Origin of the sequence: Breznakibacter xylanolyticus, assembly GCF_003254275.1 — a bacterium.
GTDB classification, from domain to species: domain Bacteria; phylum Bacteroidota; class Bacteroidia; order Bacteroidales; family Marinilabiliaceae; genus Breznakibacter; species Breznakibacter xylanolyticus.
In genome coordinates, this window is the sequence record NZ_QKZK01000013.1 from 52981 (window position 1) to 73420 (window position 20440).

Sequence of the window (20440 nt, forward strand, 5' to 3'; positions counted from 1 at the left end):
AACTGGTGGGTATTGTGCTGCTTTTGGTGGGCAACTCGTCCGTGAATTAAGTAACTAAATGTCCAATGACACCTTTGGGGGATGCATGGGCTTTAATTGATAAGTATGAAAAAGAGACTATTCGTTTGTTTGTGGATGGCAGTGGTTGGCTGCGTGTCCCTGAGTGCGAAATCGCCTCAGCCATTGGAGCTCACATCGCCCGACGGCCGTTTGTCGGTGATGGTGGATGTGGCTCCTGATGTGACCTGGCAGATGAGCCTTCAAAATCGCATCATCATGGCGAAGGCTCCCTTGGCTTTATCGCTCGAAAAAGAAGGCATTTTGGGTAAAGATGCTGTCATCAAAGGGGTGGAACGGTTTTCGATGAATGAGAAAATTGTATCACCCGTCTATAAGAAAAGTACGGTCGATAATTTGTACAACCAAATGACCGTTCGGTTTGCCGGTAACTATGCCATTGAGTTTCGGGCTTTCAATACCGGCGTGGCATATCGTTTTGTAACCTCGTTCAAAAAACCCGTGACGGTGCTCAATGAACAGGCTTCTTTTGTGTTTCCTACGCATCAAAAAGCTTTTGTGCCATACATCGACACCAAGTTCGACAGATATGCCACTTCGTTCGAGAGCCTTTATCATCACATTCCGTTGTCGGATGTGAAGCCCGACAGCCTCATCATCACCCCCATGCTGGTTGATTTGGGGCTGGGGCAAAAAGCAGTCATTACCGAAGCTGACCTGGAGGATTATCCCGGTATGTTTTTGACCATCAATAATAACAAAGATGGTTTTAATGGCGAATATGCCACTGTACCTGTTGAACAGGAGCGGGGGGGCTATAATAATCTGCAACTCTTGGTCAATAAACGAGGTAGCTATATCGCCAAAACCAAGGGGACGCGCACTTATCCCTGGCGCGTGGTGGCCATTAGTGAAAATGATGCCGAGTTGCTCAATAATGATCTGGTGTATTTGTTGGCTGCTCCTTCGCGCATTGCCGACGTGTCGTGGATTAAGCCCGGTAAGGTGGCCTGGGATTGGTGGAATGATTGGAACATCTCGGGCGTCGATTTTCGTGCAGGCGTCAACACCGAAACTTACAACTATTACATCGACTTTGCGGCACAGAGTGGCATCGAGTACGTGATTATGGACGAAGGGTGGGCCTATAGCGATAACCTGATGAACATTGTTCCGTCAATTGATCTGAAAGCCATTTTGGCTCATGCCCAACAAAAAGGCGTGGGCATCATTCTGTGGGCAGGATGGCTGCCGCTCGATCAGGATATGGAAAACGTGTTCCGCACCTATTCGCAGATGGGCGTCAAAGGTTTTAAAATTGACTTTATGGATCGTGACGATCAGCAGGTGGTTAACTTTTATTATCGTTCGGCCGAACTGGCAGCCAAATACAAATTGATGCTCGACTTTCATGGGGCATACAAACCTACCGGTTTGCAGCGAACCTGGCCCAATTGCATGACTAATGAGGGCGTGAAAGGCCTCGAAAATCAAAAGTGGTACAACGACGATTATCCGTTTTACGATGTTTCCATCCCATACATCCGCATGCTGGCCGGCCCTATGGACTACACGCCCGGTGCCATGCGCAATGCCAATAAGGGCAATTTCCGTCCCATTCACTCCACGCCCATGAGTCAGGGAACGCGTTGCCATCAATTGGCCATGTATGTGGTGTACGAGTCTCCTTTGTCGATGCTGTGCGACAATCCTTCGGTATATAAAAAAGAACCGGAAAGCGTGGCTCTGATGGCCTCCATCCCCACTGTGTTTGATGAGACGGTGGCTCTTGGCGGCAACGTGGGCGAATCGGTGGTCATTGCCCGGCGCAAAGGCGATACCTGGTATGTGGGGGCTTTGACCAACTGGGATGCCCGAACCATGACCCTCGACCTTTCGTTTTTGGGCGATGGTGAATTTAAGGCTGAGGTGTTTCGCGATGGCATCAATGCCGACCGTGAAGGGAGTGACTACAAGCGCGAAGTCATCACGGTCAGCAGGTCTCAAAAACTCGACATTCAAATGGCACCCGGCGGCGGTTGGGTGGCGGTGATTAAAAAATAAGGCGATGCATCGTTGCAAGTTCTCTTTGTGCTTTGATGCTTTGCATGGTGGGTGTTGTCATTATTTAAATCATTGATTTTGATGTGGATTATCGTTAATTCATTCTGCTAATTTATATATCTCATTTTTCTCTTTCGCCTCTCTTTGGGGGAGGTTGGGAGGGGCTTAAAACACATACATGAAAAAAACCATTCTTCTTGCCATGACCCTCTGCGTGATGGGGGCTTCGGCACAAAAGTTCGAAAATCTGGCCATGACTCCGCCCATGGGGTGGAACAGCTGGAACAAGTTCGCTTGCGACGTGAGTGAGCAACTGATTATGGAAACCGCCGATGCCATGGCTGCCAGCGGAATGAAGGCTGCCGGGTATGAGTACGTGGTGATTGACGATTGTTGGCAGGTGGGACGCGATAGCATGGGCTTTATTGTGGCTGATCCGGTGAGATTCCCGTCGGGCATCAAGGCGCTGGCTGATTATGTGCACAGCAAGGGATTGAAATTTGGCATTTATTCATGTGCCGGCACCGAAACCTGTGGCGGACGTCCTGGAAGCCGCGGCCACGAGTTTCAGGATGCTTATATGTACGCCCAATGGGGCGTGGATTACCTGAAGTTCGATTGGTGCAAAACCGACGGGCAAAATGCTGTGGAGTCGTATCGTTTGATGAGTCAAAAACTCAAAGAGGCCGGACGTCCCATTGTGTTTAGTTTGTGTGAGTGGGGTGACAATAAGCCCTGGAATTGGGGCAAGGAAATCGGCCACTTGTGGCGTACCACCGGCGATATTTACGACTGTTTCGACTGTGAAAAGAATCACGGTACCTGGTCGAACTGGGGCGTGATGCGCATTCTCGACATGCAGGACGGATTGCGTGAGTATGCCGGCCCGGGGCATTGGAACGATCCCGACATGTTGGAGGTCGGTAACGGTGGCTTGTCGCTGAACGAAGCGCGTGCCCACTTCTCGATGTGGTGTATGCTCGCTGCGCCTCTCATTGCCGGTAACGATTTGCGCAATATGAATGCCGAAACGCTCTCGATTCTCACCAATGCTGATGCCATTGCCATTAATCAGGATCCCATTGGTGTTCAAGGACTGAAAGTAGATGCTGTTGATGGCCTCGAAACTTGGGTAAAACCGCTAAGCAATGGCGAGTGGGCGATTTGCTTTCTCAATCGTAGCGCTGAACCCAAAACCATTTCCTACGACTGGAAAACCAAAGTGGTGAAGGATGAGTTTGCCAAGCGTGAACTCAACGGTGCCTCTCAGCAATACAACATCAAAGATGTTTGGACCAAGAAATCACTCGGCAATACCCAAAAAACGCTCAAGGCCACCATTCCCTCGCACGATGTGTTGATGGTGAAGCTTTCGAAATAATGACGTTGAATGATGTCAATAAAAAAAGCACGGGATGAAGATTCCGTGCTTTTTTTATAGGCTAAAGTTTTTTACTCCATCCACACCACTACTCCCGCCGGAGCAAGGTTGCTTTCTCCGATCACAATTTTCGCATTTTGGGGAATGTCTATGAGCTGTGTTTCGGAGCTGTAGTTCACGGCCGTCCAAAGCCCGTCGCGCCATTGTACGTAAACGCCTGCCGGATATTCCTCGGTGGTGGCACCTGCCCTTTGGTACACTTGCTTAACCACTTCACGTTCCAGTTGATTATCGTCTGTGTCCACGCCAATGTAGGTTATGGTGCCTTTGCCGATGGTGTGCGTCACCACGGCTGCTTTGTCGGCATAAAACTGGTTGCTGTATGATGCCACAACCGATTGTGGATGGTTTGGGGTGAGCACGTCGGCCCAGTTGTTCCATGTATATGAACGGTTTGCCATGTTTATTTCTCCTTTGCCCGAGGGGTGCATCTGATCAAAAAAATCAATCTTGGCATTGATGAGCGGGTAGATGGGAGCCGCCCAGTCGCTTTCCCAAATGTGTCCATGGCGGTTCTTAACGCCGGTACGTGGGGTGAGAACCAAATGACCGCCATTGTGCACATAATGTCTCCATTTTTCCACCAACATTGTGTCCAGTAGCTCATAGGCTGGGGCAATCATGACTCGGTAAGCCGACCAGTCGTCGTTTTCTGAGACGATGTCTGTGGGGGCGCCCAGCGATTTGGCCATCTCGTGATATTTTTGGAAGTGAGACATGGCATTCCATTGCACCGACTGGCTTTGGCGTTGCATGCTCCAAATGTTGTCGTTGTTCCAAAGCATGGCTGTTTTTCGGGCTTGCAGCTGCTTGGGGAGCGGTGTGTTGGTGCGCGCCAGTTTGCGCAACGTTTTCATCTCCTTTATGGCTTGTTCAAATTCCCGCCCGCCCAGCGATGGTGTGATGCCATCGGTTTTCACTATGCCCGAGTGGTACTGCTCGGCGCTGTAATTGATTTGTCGATAGCGGTAGGTGCACGCAAACGAAGCCCCCGCACCAAAGCAATGGTAAAGCCACATACGGGTGGTGCCCGGAAGCAGTTGGGCGTTGATGTTGGCCCAGTTCACCTGACCGGGTTGCAGTTCCATCACCCCGGTGATGCCTTTCACCGAGCGATAATAGTCGTTGGCAAACGAGAGTGTGAGCGGGTCTCCCATTCGAAAGCCTTGTTCCCCCAAGTTGGTGCTGCCATAATTGGGATAGGCCGTGAATGCTGCAAGGTCAAGCTTGGAAGCCCGCCGTGGGTCGGCGCCCGTACCTGTGCCAAGATAATTGGTTGTGACAAACTGAGTAGGGGCAATGTGACCCCGTAAAATTTCGGCCTGAATGTCGAGGAATTCGCCCTGCACATCGGCCGAGAAGCGCTGAAAGTCGAGCAGCGCGTGCGGGTTGGTTCCCCACCAGCCCACCATTTGGGCATTGGGAATCTTCACCTGGTCGAAGCGGCTGTAGCGCTGGCTCCAAAATGCCGTGCCCCAGGCCGCGTTGAGTTTGTCGATGGTGCCATATTGTTTTTCAAGCCAAGTTCTAAAAGCGGCCTGCGCCGATGGGCTGAAGTCGTGCTTGGCCTCGGGTTCGTTGTCTATTTGCCAGCCGATAACGGCTTTGTGCTGCCCATAGCGTTGTGCCAGTTGGGTGACGATGGTGGCGCAGTATTGGCGGTAAATGTCGTTCGTGAGTGAGTTCATGGCTCGTGTACCGTGTTCCTGCCGAATGTAGTTGGCATTCATTAGGTAGATTTCCGGATGTTTTTCACCCAGCCACACCGGGGGGGTGATGGAAGGTGTGCAAAGAATCACCTTTAACTGATGCTTCTGAGCCAGGTCGATGACCCGGTCGAGCCACTCGAACTGAAAATGTCCTTCTTCGGGCTCCATGTCTATCCATGCGAATTCGCCCAGGTGAATGAACTCGAAACCCATGTCGGCAATATTTTGAATGTCGCGCTCCCATTGCGATTCATTCCAATGTTCGGGATAATAATAAACGCCAATGGTCATTAAATCCTTTTTTGGGAAAAAAGTGTTGTTGTTTTGGGCTATCAGGAGATTGCCCCATAACAAGGTGGCCAAAAGGAGTACGATTCGATTCATGAAGCAGTTTTTTAGTATGTCTTCAACAAAAATAATCATCGGCACCCCTTGTCGGAGTGCCATTTGTTGTTAATTGGTAGATGAATTGTGTTTTTGAAACCGGAATGCCTTTTTTTTACAAATGGTGTCATGGTTATTGACGCACAAATACGAACTTTGATGCTTCAAAATTGTCACACCGCGATAAGACCATTATCATGATTGCCATTCTCTCTCCTGCAAAAAATATTGATTTCACCCCCTCATTTGTCGAGCTGCCGTTGTCTGTCCCCCTGTTTTCAGAGCAAGCCAATCGCTTGGCCGGTCATCTCAAAAACTACTCGATTGAGCAACTGGTTGATTTATACCATGTGAATCGCTCTATTGCTGATCTTAATTACGGGCGATGGGCGCATTGGCTCCAACAACCCGCAGCCGATGCCTTGCGACCTGCCGTAACGGCCTTTAACGGGGAGGTGTATCGTGGGCTCGATGCCCGTTCGTTGACCACAGCGCAGCTTACGAAAGCCGACAAAGCATTGCGCATTCTTTCCGGTTTGTATGGCGTGTTGTCGCCTCTTGATGGCATTCAGGCATACCGGCTGGAAATGGGAACGAAAATTGATTTCGATGGCCATCGTGCCCTTTATCCTTTATGGCGGGAACGGGTGACGAAGGCCATTGTCGATGCCGTAGAAGCATCGTCGGGTGATAAGGCATTGGTGAATTTGGCTTCGGCCGAATATGCCAAAGTCATTGATCAAAAAAAACTGCCTTTTCCCGTGATTGACATTGAGTTCAAGCAAGAGGTCAATGGTTCGCTCAAAAATATCACCGTTTATGCCAAGCGGGCAAGAGGCTTGATGGCCCGTTTTATGGTGGTTCACAATATTCAATGCGTGGAGCATCTGAAGGCATTCGACAGCGAGGGGTATTCTTTTAGCCAGCACCATTCTTCGCAACATCGTTGGGTTTTCCTCAGATAAAATCGTATCTTTAAAACCGTTCCTTTTCGCCATTTTTTAACCAACCATTTGTTCATGATTTCTCACAACGAACTGTTGTTTGCCCTCGATTCAACCGATAATATTGTGGTGATGACCTCCCTCGATGGCGTGATTACATACGTGAACAAAGCTTTTGAAACCACTTATGGTTATCGGCGTGATGAAGTGGTGGGGGCGAAAACATCTATCCTTAAAAGTGGACATCATACCAAAGATTTTTACCGCGATTTGTGGGATACCATTACCAATGGTGAAACTTGGGAGGGTGATTTTTTAAACCACACCCGCGATAAACGCGAAGTGTGGGAACATACCAAAATTTCGCCCATTCACAACCAGCGCAGGCAGTTGACCGGCTTTATTGCGGTTAGTGATAATATTACCACCAAACGCATTTTGGAGCAGCAGATTCAGGAAGAACAATTCCTGCTCAATGAGCTGGTGGCCAACTCCCCGGTGGCCATCACCATTGCCCAGCCCTTAATGGTCAACGGACAGGTGGACGACATCATTGTGCTGAAGGCCAATCCGGTGGCCGGCGTTATTTTTAACCGTCTGGGACTGACCGGCATGCGTTTTAGAGTCCTAATGCCTTCGTTTGCCAACTATTTCGTGCAGCTCGACTCCATTACTTCTGAAAAACAAGCTCTGGAGGTGTATGTGCCCGAATTGGCTAAGCATTTGTCGTTTAGGACGTTTCCGTTGCCTAATGGCCGGTTTTGTGCCCTCTTTTATGATGTGACCGACTACAAACGCACCATTGCTGCCTTGCAGGAGAGCGAAGAACGTTATTCATCGTTGGTTGAAGATACTCCGGCATTGATTTGTCGGTTCGATAATCAGGCCAATATTACATACGTTAATAAGTTTTCACTCATTAACCGAAAGCTGGATGATATCATCGGACAGTCGTTTTATTCATTTTTTGATGAGGCTTCTGTTCGTATTATTCAAAAAAAACTCTCTCATATTAAGGGGCATGTAACCACGGTCGATTTTGAGGTGCAGATGCCGGTCAACAATCAGGTGAGGTGGCTCAAATGGGTGGTGCGCGCTTTGTTTGATGCCGAAGGTAAGATTTTCGATTACCAGGCCGTTGGCGTCGATTTTACCGATTTCAAGATGGCTGAACAGGCGTTGGCCGAAAATCGCAACATGCTCAATTCAATCGTCAATAACAGTCTGATTGGTGTCATGGTGGTGAATGTGCGAAACGAAATTGTGTTTGTGAACTCGCGCATGGTCGAGATGTTTTTGTATGCCGAAGAAGAATTTTATCGCATGCAAAACCCTCACATTACTTTGGTTGACGACGAAAATGGCATTCGCCGACGTTTTACCGATATGCTCAACCACGAGCGCGATAGTTTCACTGCCGAGCGCGAATATGTGCGCAAGGACGGGACGGTGTTTTGGGGCTCGCTTTATTTGTCGCCCGTGCGCGATGCCGGCGGTGAAATCCGCGAAGTGGTTGCCCTGGTGGCCGATATCGACCTGAAAAAACAGTTTGAAATGCGCCTGATTGAGGACGAGAAGAAACTTAAAGCACTTAACGCCACCAAGGATAAACTTTTTTCCATCATCGCTCACGACATTAAAAATCCCTTCAACGCCATTTTGGGATTTGCGTCTCTGCTTCATGCCCAGTTAGATGATTTTTCGAAAGACGAAATTCGTGTTTTCATCGAAAAGATTCTCGAGGCCGGCGAAAATACTTACAAACTGCTCGAAGACTTGCTCACATGGGGGCGCTCACAATTGGGCAAACTCTCTATGAAGGTGGTGAGCAATTCGCCCCGTGCCATGGTCGATGAGATTTTTCATTATTATACCATTTTAGCTCAAAACAAGTCGATTCAACTGGTTAACGCATTGCCCGACGACCTTTGTGTGATGGCCGATACTGATATGCTTAAGTTTGTGTTGCGAAACCTCATTCACAACGGCATCAAGTTTACCAATACCCACGGAACGGTTGAATGTCGTGCTCAATCGGCCAATACCGATGGTCGTGTGGCGATTGCGGTGTGTGACAACGGCATTGGCATACGCCCTGAGAAATTGGGCGTCTTGTTCGATATTTCTGCCTTTTTGTCGACCACCGGAACCGCCAATGAAAAAGGAACCGGACTGGGATTGTCGCTCTCCAAGGAGATGGTCGAAAAAAATGGCGGTAACCTGTCGGTGGTTAGCGAAGTAGGGAAGGGAACCACCTTCTTGATTGAATTGCCGGTGGCTTAGTGTATTCTTTTTAAGTGAAATTAAAAAAAGCACGAACAGGTGAATTCCTATTCGTGCTTTTGTGTGGATGTCGCTACTTGTTGTGTTATTGCAAGTCCATGTTGAATTGCACCATTTTAATGGCCGTGATGGCCGCTTCATCGCCTTTGTTGCCATGGATGCCACCTGCACGATCCAATGACTGCTGCAGGTTGTCGGTGGTGAGCACTCCAAAAATGAAGGGAATGTCGTATTGCAGGTTCAACTCGGTGATGCCTTGCGTGACACCCTGGCACACGTAGTCGAAATGGGGGGTGTCGCCTTTGATGACACATCCCAGGCAGATCACGGCATCAATATCCGGACAGTGGTCGGCAATCATGCGGCCGCCGGCGGTGAGTTCAAAGCTGCCGGGTACATATTTCAGTAATATGTTTTCTTCTTTTATGCCGTGGCGTATGAGTGTGTCTACGGCTCCTTGTGCCAGGGCGTTGGTGATTTGTTCGTTCCACTCCGACACCACAACGGCGATGCGCATATCTTCGGCCGATGGAACTTTGGCCGGATCGTAATCTGAAAGGTTTTTTAAGCTTGTTGCCATGTTGTTTAATTCTATGGTGTGAATACAAAAAAGGTTGTCGGATGCAATATCCGACAACCTTTTTTGAAGATATCTGTTCGATTATTTATTCAATTTGAGTTCGGCACGGGTGATGTATTTGTCAATTGAGCGAGCTTCCATCGAGTTTTTGTATTTCTCTTTGATGGTGGTGTATGCTTCAACGGCTTTGTCGAATTTCCCGTTTTCTTCCTGCAGGTAACCGATTTTCATCAGGTAGGAAGGTGCTGTGAGTTCGTTGTTGCCTTCTGCAGCATCTTTGTAGGCGTCCAAGGCTTTGTCTTTTTGCCCCAGTTCGTAGTAAGCATCACCCATGGCGCCTTTGGCAATGTATTTCAAAAATTCATCATCGGCCGAGAATGCTTTCAGGTGCTTAATGGCGTTTTCGTATTCACCCAGTTTCAGGTAGCTCAATCCGGCATAACACTGAGCCAGGTTGCCGGCTTTGGTTGAACCATATTCTTCAATCAAATCCAAAAAGCCATAAGCGTTTACATCTTTGTCGATGTTCAGCGCCAGTTTGAAACTATCTTGCTCAAAATAGCGTTGTGCTTCAAATAATTTGGTTTGTGCTGTGAGGTTGCGGGGTTGAATAATGAGTTTTTTGATGCCCCAGTATCCGCCAACCAAGACTAATAAGCCCAAAACGATTCCGATAATCAGTTTTTGGTTGTTTTCAATAAAATGTTCTGTTTTGGTCAAAGCGCTCTCTACTTGAGCCAAGTTATCTTCTGCGTTGGTGGTATTCGTATTCGACATTTTCTTGTTTTTTTAAGATATGGATGCGCAAATGTAACCTTTTTCGGATTAAATCAAAATACATTGTTAAAAAATGGTGCGTTTGGTTTTTGGGGATAAAACCTCGCTTTGTGGTGTCGTGCATCGGTGGCGAATGACTATTTTTGTGCCAAACCGTTGGCATGATTCTTCACAAAATTTTCGTCATCAATTATCGTAACATTGCCCAGGCCGATTTGCAATTCTGCCCGGGCATTAACTGTTTTGTGGGGGACAACGGCGCAGGGAAAACCAATTTTCTCGATGCCATTTATTATTTGTCGTTCTGTAAAAGCTTTATCAATGTCATCGATTCGCAAAATGTGCGTCACCACAGCGATTTCTTTGTCATTCAAGGTCAATACCTCAATGGTGACTCGGTGGATGAGATTTATTGCGGATTGCGTCAAAATCAAAAGAAACAATTCAAGCGCAATAAAAAGGAGTATCCCAAACTTTCCGACCACATTGGGTTGATCCCGTTGGTGATGATTTCGCCTGCCGACGAGATGCTCATCATGGAGGGGAGTGAGTGGCGGCGGCGGTTTCTCGATAGCGTGATTTCGCAATACGACAAAGGATATCTCGATACGCTCATTCGCTATTCGCGGGTGTTGGCGCAGCGCAATCAAATATTGAAGGATGCCGATGGTAATCCGCCTGCCGACATGCTCGATGTGTACGATGGTCAGTTGGCCATGTGGGGAGCGATGATATATGAAAAGCGCAAGGCTTTCATCAATGAGTTGTTGCCGGTTTTTAATCATCACTTCTCTAATATCTCCGGTGGGGCTGAGGTGATTGACATTCATTATCGATCGCATCTCTCGGGCGAGGATTTTGAGTTGCAGCTTTTTGCCTCCCGTCAGCGCGATGCGCAGTCGGGATATACCCATCGGGGGATTCATCGTGACGATTTGGAGTTTACCCTGGGCGGTCATCCTCTTAAAAAAGAGGGCTCGCAAGGCCAAAAAAAGACCTTTGCCATTGCCTTGCGTTTGGCTCAGTTCGATTTTCTCACCCGTCATCAGGGAGTGAAACCCTTGTTGTTGCTCGATGATATTTTCGATAAACTTGACAGCTTGAGAAGTAAACGGCTGTTAGAGTTGGTGGGAGAGGATCATTTTAGTCAGATATTTGTGAGTCACACCAACCGTGACCATCTGGAGGCCATTTTGTCGGGTATCGGCAAAGAGGTGCTTTTTTTTGATGTGGCTAACGGTGAAATAAAACTCGATAATCAAAACCATCATGCGTCGTAAAAACGTTCAGAACATCCGCGATGTGATTCAGGAAATTATTGGCGCCGACACCCGACTGTCGAGTGGCCTGCTCGAAGCCCGTGTGGTGCAAAACTGGGCGCAGGTATTAGGACCTTCGGTGGCACGTGCCACCCGACGGGTGTATTTGTATGAGGGAAAGTTGTTTGTGGAGCTCAATTCGAGCGTGGTGCGCAACGAGCTGATGATGTTGCGCGATCGCATTGTGAAGTCTCTCAACCAATCGGTGGGCAGCGATGTGGTGAAGGAAATTGTGTTGCGCTAAGATTTTCCTTGGTCGCGGTATTCGGTGGGCGTCATTTTTTCACTCTCTTTAAAACATCTCGAAAAGGCCGAAACAGAGCCGAAACCCGAATGCAGCGCTATGTCTGCAACGGGCAATTGGCGTTTTTCGATGAGCAGTTGTTTGGCCTGTGCCAACCGATAAGCATTGACATATTGCGAAAAATTCATCCCTTTGTTGCGGTTGATACAGTTAGAGATGTAAGTGCGGTTGCTCCCTATGGCTGCTGCCATTTGCACGATGTTGAATGCCGGTTCGAGATAAGGGCGTTCCCGGTTCATGTAAAGGTCAATTTTTGCGAAAAAGTCATCGACGGTTGTTTCGCTGGTTGCTTCACTGCTTGAGGGTGCTGGTTGAGGTTGAAGGATGAGGTCGGGCGCTTCGTTTTGCGATACCCCGATGGCTCCGAGCATCGATAATATCAACGCCAGCAAAAAAAACGGGTACTCTAAGGCCTGTGTGGTGCCGAACACTTTCACCGGGTTGATGACGTAAAACGAAATGCAGGCGATGGCCGCGACAATAAAACTGGTGTTGAGAATTTTTACGCGACTGAGTTTTAGCTGACTCACATCCGAAAACACGTTGGCAATTTCGGCATGGTACTTTTTGAGTAACGCGTTCGTCTTAAAGAAAAACCATCCGATTTGGAAGAAAATGAGCGCCACGTTCAGCAAGCGAAACCATTGATTGACCTGTAAGCGCCAATGATCGGTACCCGGTTGGGTGCGGTAATCACTCAGAAAATATATTTGTTCTTCATGGCTCAATAACCCCAAAAATACCACCAACGAAACCAACCCGAACACCATGCCTGGTACAAACAGCCGGCGTTTTAGCTGGTGGGCTCCGGTGAGATGGCTCACATATTGATAGAACGACGGGTAGATGAACAGGATGGTGGCAACGCCCAGTGGGTGTAAAATCACGTACAATTCATAGTTCCCGTTCATGTATTGATGGGTGATGAAAAACGACACCCCGGCATTGACCATGGCCCAACTTAAAAATCGTTTGGCAACGGTGGTTTTGCTGCTGTTTACCCATAGCACAAAGGCCAGCATCAGGGGAATGATGCTGTTAATAAGAAAGATGTCGAGTGTCACGCGGGGTGGTTTTGTACGTTTTGCACATTGTTTTTTACCATTTGCAAAGGTAGAAATTTGTGCAAACCGTTTCTTTGCAATCTTGAATTCAATTCCCTTTTGACCTTCATGATAATCGATTTCTAATCGATTTTAATACCTCTTTAAAGAAGAATGTTGATGACCCAAGTCGGCCAAGGTGAGCAATCGCCTTGGCCGATTTCTGTTTTCGGTCGAACCATTTTTATGATAGGTTGTTATCACTTATTAAACAATCATGTCATGAACACCTCCATACCGCTCATTTTTTGGTTCCGTAACGACTTACGGCTTCACGACAACGCGGCTCTGGCGGTTGCCATGGCTTTGGGACGCCCTGTGTTAGCGGTTTATGTGTTGGATGACCAACTGATGAAGCCCTCTGCTTTGGGCTTTACCCGTGCAGGTGCGCATCGTTTGAATTTTTTGAAAGCTTCGGTACTGGCTTTTCGCCGGCAGTTGCGCGACAGGGGAGGGGAGTTGCATGTTTTTGAGGGTGACCCAGTGGAGGTTCTTTCCCGTTTGTCGGCTTATTATTCGGGGGCTACAGTGGTGGCTCATCATGAGTATGCGCACGATGAGTTGGTTGCCGAGCAGCGATTGTCGCAATGGGTGCCCTTGCAGTTGGTTTGGGGCAATATGTTGTTTGCTCCGGGCACCATCCCTCTTGATGTGGCGGCTTCGCCTTTTTATTACACCGCCTTTAAAAACAAGGTCACTGCCATGAAGCGCAATTTTGTGGAGTCTCCATGGCCCGATAGCGTGAGATGGCTCGCGGTGGATGCCGACAATTTGCCCCTGTCCGGTGCTGACGTGTCCGGTTGGCCTGTTACCATTGATCGTTTCCCGGTAGGAGAGGAGGCTGCCTTGCAGTTGCTCGATCATTATGCCACATCGCCGCGGATGGCCGCTTATGCCGAAACGCGTGAGTGGTTCGAGGGGCAAGGGCATTCTACCGCTTTGTCGCCCTACCTGGCCATTGGGGCTTTGTCGCCCATTCGGGTGCTGAACGTGATTTCGGCTCAGCCCATATTGGGGGATGAGATGCAACTGTCGGTCAGTAAACTCACAGAGCAGCTCATTTGGCGTGACTATTACCGATGGTTGTTTTTGCGTTATGGCAAAACCATTTTCCGGCGCACGGGGTTGCGCAAGGTGGTTCCGCCCATGTTTGATGATTTAGAGGCTTTTGAGATGTGGCGTAATGGGCACACGACCCATCCTCTCATCAATGCCCTGATGAACGAACTGGCCGCCACCGGATGGATGAGCAACCGTGGACGCATGATTGCCGCTTATTATCTGTCAAAAGAGTTGAAGGTCAATTGGCTTTGGGGGGCGCAGTGGTTTGAGTCGCAGCTTATCGACTATGATGTGTGCAACAACTATGGCAACTGGGCTTATCAGTCGGGTACAGGCACCGACAGCCGCATCAACCGCCGTTTCAATCTCGACAAGCAGATGCTCAAGTTTGATGCGCAACGCATGTATGTCAGCAAGTGGGTTTGATACACTTTAATTTTGTGTTTCTTTCTTTAACCCGATGAGCGACTGCCCCGATTGTTTAATTAACCCAATCGACCATTTGATGATGACTGCCGAACTGGCAATGGCGGCCAGGGCATCGACAAACAACCATCCGAAATATTTGGCGGCCAGTAGTCCGGCAATGGCACCAATGCTGGTGAGGGCATCGGCCAACACGTGAATGTAAGCTGCGCGGATGTTGTGGTCGCCATGGTCGTGCTCGTGATGTAAAATGGCGGCGCTCACCAGGTTGATTAATAAACCGATGATGGCAATGACAATGGCTTCGTTAAAGTGAATGTCCATGGGATGAAACAACCGTTGCACGGCTTCAATGAGGATGAAAACAGCAAAAATCAGCAGCATCAGGCCGCTGGTGTAACCCGATAGCGACAGTATCCGCTCAGTGTCGGCACTGTATTGACGGCTTTGGCTCAATCGGCGAACGGCCACGTAAGCAATCCAGCTCAGCCCAATGGCCAACACGTGCGAACCCATGTGAATGCCATCGGCCAGCAGAGCCATGGAACGCGTGGTGAGGCCAAAAATTATTTCAACCACCATGGTGACGGCCGTCAGCAGCACCACGTAAAGGGTTTTCTTTTCAAAGGTTTCGTGATGATTCATGAAGTGAGAATTATTATGGTGTCTCTTGATGCCATCAGATGATAGACTCCTGCATGCATGTTGGTGTGCGTGTTTGATTTTTCAAAAGTATCTGATTCTTTCTGACGATACAATCGCCATGATTGGGGATTTGCAATCCTCGTTGCAATTTTAAAGCGGCAGAACATCATGCAGTTCATGTCATCATAAAAACAACTCCCCGCCATTTCTGTTCAATGGCGGGGAGTGATCTACAATTATTCAAAATCCAAAATCTATCTGTAGGGCAGTTGTTCGATGCTGGTGTACCGGCGCCTTTGGGGGCTTTTAACCATTACTCTTTGGGGAGTTTGCGTTGAATTTTCTTAATGGCTGATTCGATCGATTGTTCCGGTTCGATGACGTTGTATTCGCCCCAAAAACTCTTGTCGGCAAAGCCCGATGCAGCATCCTGCATGATGACCTGCGTTTTGAGTCGGTCTGAGGGTTTGATGCTCTTTTCGTCGCTCATTTTCCAGTCGGTCACGGCCATCTCAATGGTGGTGGAGTAGTAGGTGTGGAACCATTTTTTCGTCCAGTCCACCTTAAAGTTGATTTGACCTCGTGAGTAACCGTAAAACCATTTCCCGTCTTTCTCGCGATAGTTTACCAGGTAAGTGGCTTCGGTGGGATAAACATCGGCACCCGCGGGTTTGCGTTTGATGAACATCTCCGACACCTCTTGTTTGTAGTCGGTATTCAGGCTAAAGGCAGCGCTGGTGATGGCCAAGCTCTCGCTGTCGATGTACAGTTTGCCGAAAAAGAGGGGCTCTTTGGCCGACGACTTTTGTTTGAAATCGAGAATGTAAATAATGCGGTTGTCGATGCGGGTGATGTTATTCAAACTGAAGTCGTAATATGCAATCATGTCGTCGGTAAACACCAGGTAGGGATTCTTCATTACGTCCATGAGCAGGGTGGTGTAGGGGCCTCCCATGAGCTTGAAGGTGAGGGTGTCCAGCTTGCTGTAGTCGGCACTCTTACGCGATTTAAACAGGCGTACCATGTCGGGGCGTGAATTGGTGTATGGCTGTTTGAGCACTTCCACCACTGCTTCGGAGAGCGACACGTAGGTGCGACCTTTTTTGATGGTCTCGCGGTAAAAGGCGGTCATCAGGGCGGGAGCATTCATGTAGTTGTCGTCGCGTTTGCTCATCACGGCACGAATGAGATAGTTGGGGTCTTTGGGGAAGACGTTGATTTCGGCCAATGAGACGTTAATCATCTCCAGCCCGATTTTGTTTTTCGTTTCCTTGAGCTCACTCAATGGTAACGTTTGTGCCTTGTAGCCGATGAACGAGATCGCAACCGATTTGTCGGCCATCTCTTTGGGCACTTTCAGTAAAAACTCTCCGTCGGAGTTACACACGGTGGCAATGTTGGTGCCGGGAATGGTGAGGGTGGCAAAGGTCAGTGGATCATTGGATTGGCTGTCGACCACGCTGCCTGCGTATTGCACGTACGATACGGTGTCGGCCTGCGCACTCTTGCCTATTTTTTTGGTGGCCGATGCTGTTGCTGTAAAAAACATCATGGCGACGAATAGGAAAACCATACGTCCAATGTTGCTGTTGTGGTTATTTGTTGCTTTCATGGTTTTGTTATTTAACTCCCTCAATCCCCCGACGGAGGACTTTGGGTTTGTTTAGTTAATCATTTTGGAGATGAATTTGCTCTTTACTTTTTTCAACTTAATTCCACATGTTTGAATGTGGCTTTATAAAGCTTGGTTCATAGTATTTTGTGTGCTGTGCTTTGGGGCGGTGCCACATATCCGGATAAGCGGCTGCTCAAAAGCGGTTGTTTGATAGGAAGACATTTGTTCTTTAAAAAACCCCTATCGTCCTAAAATGTTTTAGGTAGCAAATGGATGAAAGTCTTATATTTGAAAATATTTACCAATCAATAATCCATGTCGTTTTAGTTTAGATAAGGAAGATGTTAGACGACCAGACAAATGATGAGATGATGACAAATTTTTTTAGATCTGTTCTTTTCGTCTTTTTTATCTGTCTGAAATCCTCAACTCTTCTTTGTCTCTCTTCTGATTGAGATTTAAAAAAACGATGTCGATTTAAAAAACTTAATGATTATGAGTCTTTTAAAAGAATTCAAGAGTTTTGCCATGCGGGGTAATGTAACCGACATGGCCGTGGGTATCATCATTGGTGCCGCCTTTGGAAAAATTGTCACCTCGCTGGTGAATGATGTCATTATGCCACCCCTGGGATTGCTTATTGGCAAGGTGAACTTCAGCGATTTGTTTGTAGCGCTCAATGGGGAGTCGTACGCGTCCATTGCGGCAGCCCGCGAGGCCGGTGCCCCGGTGTTGGCCTATGGTAATTTTATTCAAACCACCTTCGATTTCATCATTGTGGCCTTTGCTATTTTTATGATCATTAAGGGCATGAATAAGATGAAAAAAGCAGAGGAAGCTGCACCTGCTCCTGCGCCCGCACCTCCTGCTCCGTCTAAAGAGGAATTGCTGCTGGCTGAGATTCGCGACATTCTTAAAAACAAATGATACATCTCCATTGATGCTACTATATAACTCTTTTAAGTTATCTGCTTTGTTATTTAAACACAATGCGTTAAAATTAACTCAGCGCCTTTGCGCCTCAGCGTTTATTTTGACTCTGTGTAACCACTGTAAACGATGGGATCACAGAGATTCTGGAGTATGTTTGGCGAAGCAAATTTTACGAGGCGGGAATCTTTCCGCCTCGTTTTGTTTCTGCGATGGGAGTTTTCACCTAAATGTAACGTCATTGAGTTTTATCCGTTACAATGTATCATTGGCAGATGCTCTTTGTATATTTGCCGCTCAAGAAGAGGAGATTTGTGATGCAGGATTTGATTCTTTCAGCAACCGAGAAAACGGCCATCATTCATGGCAACCTTCATGTTTCATATTCGCAGGTACATGCCAATATCCGTCATACGGCGCAGCGTTTTTCGCTTCAGCCCGGTGAGCGGGTGGTGGTGATTGGCGAAAACCGCCCCGCATGGGCTTATGCTTTTTATTCCGTGTGGATGCACCGTGGCATTGCCGTGCCGGTCGATTATCAGTCATCGGCGCACGATGTGGTGCATGTGCTCACTGATTGTCGTCCGTCGCTGATATTTGCGTCGGATCAATCCATTGCTTTGGTCCATGAAGCCTTGGCGCTGTCAGGGGGGACAATTCCTGTGTTGATGATGGATGACATGGCAGATGCTCAGTCTGCTCCTTCTGAATGGATTGACCTGCGCCCCGATCTTAACCAAACAGCGGTGCTCATCTATACCTCCGGTACCACCGGCAGTCCCAAAGGGGTGATGCTGTCGTACCGAAATATATTTACCAATCTGCGCGCGGTGGTCGACGAAATTCCCATCCTCACCCGTGAGCAAACCATCCTGATGCTGTTGCCGCTCCATCACATCTTTCCGCTGTTGGGCACGCTTATCGCATCGTTTTATTCGGGAGCCACCATTGCCATTGCCCCGTCGATGGTGAGCGACGACATCATTGCCACTCTGCAACGCTGCAAAGTCACCGTCATCATTGGGGTGCCTCGTCTGTATGCTGCCATCCGCAAAGGGGTGATGGACAAAGTCAATCAAAGTGCCATGGCGCGTTTGTTGTTTAGGCTGGCTCGGCGCATCAACCAACCTCGTTTTTCAAAAGTTGTCTTTGGTGCCGTGCATCGTAAATTTGGCGGCCATTTGCATTTTTTGGTAAGTGGTGGCGCTGCGTTACCTGCCGATGTGGCCGGCGATTTCCGCACGCTGGGCTTCGACTTGCTCGAGGGGTATGGCATGACCGAAGCTGCGCCCATGATTACATTTACTCGTCCCCGGCAGTTGGTTCCGGGGTCGCCCGGGCAGGTGGTGCCTTTTGCTCAGGTGGAGATTCGAAATGGGGAAATTGCTGTGAAAGGCCCCAATGTGATGCAGGGCTATTGGAACCGCCCTGACGAAACTCAACAAGTGCTGCGCGATGGCTGGCTTTACACCGGCGATCTGGGTTTTGTTGATGAGCGTAACTATTTGTTTGTGACCGGTCGCAAGAAGGAGATCATTGTGCTCTCCAATGGAAAAAACATCAACCCTGCTGTCATCGAGGATCAACTGATGGCCGCAATGCCGGGCATCAAAGAGGTGGGTGTGTTTCAGCATGCCGATGCCCTGCATGCCGTGGTGGTGCCCGATGCGGCTCCTCTGCCCCAAGGCTTGGAGGATGTGCATGCTTATTTGAAAGAACATCTGTTTAAACCCTACAACCTGCAGGTGCCTCCTTACAGGCGGGTGCTCAATTTTACCCTGATTGATGGCGAATTGCCCAAAACAAAGCTGGGGAAGGTCAAGCGTTTTGAGTTGCCCGAGCTGATGGTGAAACTAATTGTTGATGAAATCACCGAGCAGCAGCCCTCGCAAATGAGTGCCGAGTGCCAGCTCATTACTAAATATTTGGCCGACGAGAAACAGTGCGTGGTGCGTCCTTCGCATCACATCGAAATGGATTTGGGGCTCGATTCGCTCGATAAAATTGGCCTTCAGGTGTTCATCGACAATACTTTTGGCGTGGCTCTTCAGCCCGAAGAGCTGGTGCGCTTTGCTTCCATCGATGAGTTGAGCCGCTATGTGGCCGAAAACCGCAGTCGCATGAAGGCCGAAAAGGTCGACTGGCCCTCCATCATTCGCGAAAAGGTGCATCTGTCGATGCCCAAAACCTGGGTGACGGCGCATCTGTTTACCAAACTATCCAAGTTTTTCTTTTCGGTTTATTTTCAATACCGCAGCAAGGGACAGGAGCATCTGCCCGAAGGGGCTTGCATCATTGCCCCCAATCACCAGAGTTTTTTCGATGGCTTATTTGTAACCTCCAACCTGGGCATTCGGCAGGTGGGACAGACCTATTTTTATGCCAAGGAGAAGCACGTGAAAGGACGTTTGTTGAAGTTTTTTGCCAACCGCAACAATATCATTGTCATGGATTTGAATAAGGATCTAAAAGAGTCTATCCAAAAGATGGCCGAAGTGTTGCGCCGAAAAAAGAAACTGGTGATTTTTCCCGAGGGCACACGTTCAGTCAACGGCAGCCTGGGCGACTTTAAAAAGACCTTTGCCATACTGAGCCGCGAACTCAACATTCCCATTGTGCCGGTGCTCATTAATGGTGCTGTGGATGCTTTGCCTAAGGGAAGTCATTTTCCTCGGCCATTCAAGAAAATTACCATCGAGTATTTGCAACCCGTTTATCCCGACAATCACACTTACGATTCGCTGGCCGAGCTGGTGCAGGAACGCATTCGTCAACAGATGAATCGCGCCAATCGTGCCTGAGCTGATGATTGTGGGTTATACCGGTTCTTTAAGCG

Annotated in this window: 15 protein-coding genes; 9 read left to right on the top strand and 6 right to left on the bottom strand. The window is 48.4% G+C overall.

The window, feature by feature from the left end; translation table 11 throughout:
• Positions 1–105 precede the first annotated feature (105 nt).
• Positions 106–2082: a glycoside hydrolase family 97 protein gene (locus LX69_RS09305; RefSeq protein ID WP_111445753.1), complete on the top strand. Its 1977-nt coding sequence runs from the start codon at positions 106–108 to the stop codon at positions 2080–2082.
• 178 nt (positions 2083–2260) lie between these two features.
• The gene (locus LX69_RS09310; RefSeq protein WP_111445754.1) at positions 2261–3463 is read left to right on the top strand and encodes a glycoside hydrolase family 27 protein; all 1203 of its coding nucleotides are present in this window, start codon (positions 2261–2263) and stop codon (positions 3461–3463) included.
• 71 nt (positions 3464–3534) lie between these two features.
• Here the strand turns inward: LX69_RS09310 and LX69_RS09315 are convergent, their stop codons facing one another.
• A complete protein-coding gene (locus LX69_RS09315) occupies positions 3535–5616 on the bottom strand; it encodes a beta-galactosidase (protein ID WP_111445800.1) in 2082 nt (693 codons plus the stop codon).
• Positions 5617–5813: 197 nt separating this feature from the next.
• On the opposite strand from LX69_RS09315, the gene yaaA reads away from it, so the two are divergent.
• Both yaaA and LX69_RS09325 read left to right on the top strand, forming a co-directional pair.
• Positions 5814–6581, top strand: coding sequence for a peroxide stress protein YaaA (gene yaaA, locus LX69_RS09320; RefSeq protein ID WP_146260700.1), 768 nt, complete (start codon positions 5814–5816; stop codon positions 6579–6581).
• 54 nt (positions 6582–6635) lie between these two features.
• On the top strand, positions 6636–8843 hold the full coding sequence (locus LX69_RS09325; RefSeq protein WP_111445756.1) for a PAS domain-containing sensor histidine kinase: 2208 nt from the start codon (positions 6636–6638) through the stop codon (positions 8841–8843).
• An 85-nt stretch (positions 8844–8928) separates the two neighbouring features.
• On the opposite strand, the gene ribH is transcribed toward LX69_RS09325, so the two are convergent.
• The gene (gene ribH / locus LX69_RS09330) at positions 8929–9423 is read right to left on the bottom strand and encodes a 6,7-dimethyl-8-ribityllumazine synthase (RefSeq protein WP_111445801.1); all 495 of its coding nucleotides are present in this window, start codon (positions 9421–9423) and stop codon (positions 8929–8931) included.
• An 81-nt stretch (positions 9424–9504) separates the two neighbouring features.
• Complete coding sequence (locus LX69_RS09335; protein ID WP_111445757.1) at positions 9505–10200, bottom strand: tetratricopeptide repeat protein; 696 nt, start codon at positions 10198–10200, stop codon at positions 9505–9507.
• Positions 10201–10361: 161 nt separating this feature from the next.
• On the opposite strand from LX69_RS09335, the gene recF reads away from it, so the two are divergent.
• Together recF and LX69_RS09345 are read left to right on the top strand one after the other, a co-directional pair.
• The gene (recF, locus tag LX69_RS09340) at positions 10362–11480 is read left to right on the top strand and encodes a DNA replication/repair protein RecF (RefSeq protein WP_111445758.1); all 1119 of its coding nucleotides are present in this window, start codon (positions 10362–10364) and stop codon (positions 11478–11480) included.
• A complete protein-coding gene (locus tag LX69_RS09345; protein WP_111445759.1) occupies positions 11470–11763 on the top strand; it encodes a DUF721 domain-containing protein in 294 nt (97 codons plus the stop codon). Before recF ends, LX69_RS09345 begins: the two co-directional genes overlap by 11 nt.
• On the opposite strand, the gene LX69_RS09350 is transcribed toward LX69_RS09345, so the two are convergent.
• Positions 11760–12887: an AraC family transcriptional regulator gene (locus tag LX69_RS09350; RefSeq protein WP_111445760.1), complete on the bottom strand. Its 1128-nt coding sequence runs from the start codon at positions 12885–12887 to the stop codon at positions 11760–11762. The genes LX69_RS09345 and LX69_RS09350 overlap by 4 nt on opposite strands.
• Before the next feature lie 261 nt (positions 12888–13148).
• On the opposite strand from LX69_RS09350, the gene LX69_RS09355 reads away from it, so the two are divergent.
• A complete protein-coding gene (locus LX69_RS09355; protein WP_170124317.1) occupies positions 13149–14414 on the top strand; it encodes a DASH family cryptochrome in 1266 nt (421 codons plus the stop codon).
• Positions 14415–14420: 6 nt separating this feature from the next.
• Here LX69_RS09355 and LX69_RS09360 read toward each other — a convergent pair whose 3' ends face one another.
• The gene (locus LX69_RS09360; RefSeq protein ID WP_111445762.1) at positions 14421–15059 is read right to left on the bottom strand and encodes a cation diffusion facilitator family transporter; all 639 of its coding nucleotides are present in this window, start codon (positions 15057–15059) and stop codon (positions 14421–14423) included.
• A 313-nt stretch (positions 15060–15372) separates the two neighbouring features.
• A complete protein-coding gene (locus LX69_RS09365; protein ID WP_111445763.1) occupies positions 15373–16671 on the bottom strand; it encodes a carboxypeptidase-like regulatory domain-containing protein in 1299 nt (432 codons plus the stop codon).
• A gap of 498 nt (positions 16672–17169) precedes the next feature.
• Between LX69_RS09365 and mscL the strand changes: the two genes are divergently transcribed.
• Complete coding sequence (mscL, locus tag LX69_RS09370) at positions 17170–17601, top strand: large-conductance mechanosensitive channel protein MscL (protein ID WP_111445802.1); 432 nt, start codon at positions 17170–17172, stop codon at positions 17599–17601.
• A gap of 278 nt (positions 17602–17879) precedes the next feature.
• On the top strand, positions 17880–20405 hold the full coding sequence (locus LX69_RS09375; RefSeq protein WP_245934989.1) for an AMP-binding protein: 2526 nt from the start codon (positions 17880–17882) through the stop codon (positions 20403–20405).
• Positions 20406–20440: the final 35 nt, after the last annotated feature.

Excerpts from the sequence above, each read along its gene's own strand:
- LX69_RS09305 (WP_111445753.1), top strand. The coding sequence starts at position 106 with ATGAAAAAGAGACTATTCGTTTGTTTGTGGATGGCAGTGGTTGGCTGC.
- LX69_RS09310 (WP_111445754.1), top strand. The coding sequence starts at position 2,261 with ATGAAAAAAACCATTCTTCTTGCCATGACCCTCTGCGTGATGGGGGCT.
- LX69_RS09315 (WP_111445800.1), bottom strand. The coding sequence starts at position 5,616 with ATGAATCGAATCGTACTCCTTTTGGCCACCTTGTTATGGGGCAATCTC.
- yaaA (WP_146260700.1), top strand. The coding sequence starts at position 5,814 with ATGATTGCCATTCTCTCTCCTGCAAAAAATATTGATTTCACCCCCTCA.
- LX69_RS09325 (WP_111445756.1), top strand. The coding sequence starts at position 6,636 with ATGATTTCTCACAACGAACTGTTGTTTGCCCTCGATTCAACCGATAAT.
- ribH (WP_111445801.1), bottom strand. The coding sequence starts at position 9,423 with ATGGCAACAAGCTTAAAAAACCTTTCAGATTACGATCCGGCCAAAGTT.
- LX69_RS09335 (WP_111445757.1), bottom strand. The coding sequence starts at position 10,200 with ATGTCGAATACGAATACCACCAACGCAGAAGATAACTTGGCTCAAGTA.
- recF (WP_111445758.1), top strand. The coding sequence starts at position 10,362 with ATGATTCTTCACAAAATTTTCGTCATCAATTATCGTAACATTGCCCAG.
- LX69_RS09345 (WP_111445759.1), top strand. The coding sequence starts at position 11,470 with ATGCGTCGTAAAAACGTTCAGAACATCCGCGATGTGATTCAGGAAATT.
- LX69_RS09355 (WP_170124317.1), top strand. The coding sequence starts at position 13,149 with ATGAACACCTCCATACCGCTCATTTTTTGGTTCCGTAACGACTTACGG.
- LX69_RS09360 (WP_111445762.1), bottom strand. The coding sequence starts at position 15,059 with ATGAATCATCACGAAACCTTTGAAAAGAAAACCCTTTACGTGGTGCTG.
- LX69_RS09365 (WP_111445763.1), bottom strand. The coding sequence starts at position 16,671 with ATGAAAGCAACAAATAACCACAACAGCAACATTGGACGTATGGTTTTC.
- mscL (WP_111445802.1), top strand. The coding sequence starts at position 17,170 with ATGAGTCTTTTAAAAGAATTCAAGAGTTTTGCCATGCGGGGTAATGTA.
- LX69_RS09375 (WP_245934989.1), top strand. The coding sequence starts at position 17,880 with ATGCTCTTTGTATATTTGCCGCTCAAGAAGAGGAGATTTGTGATGCAG.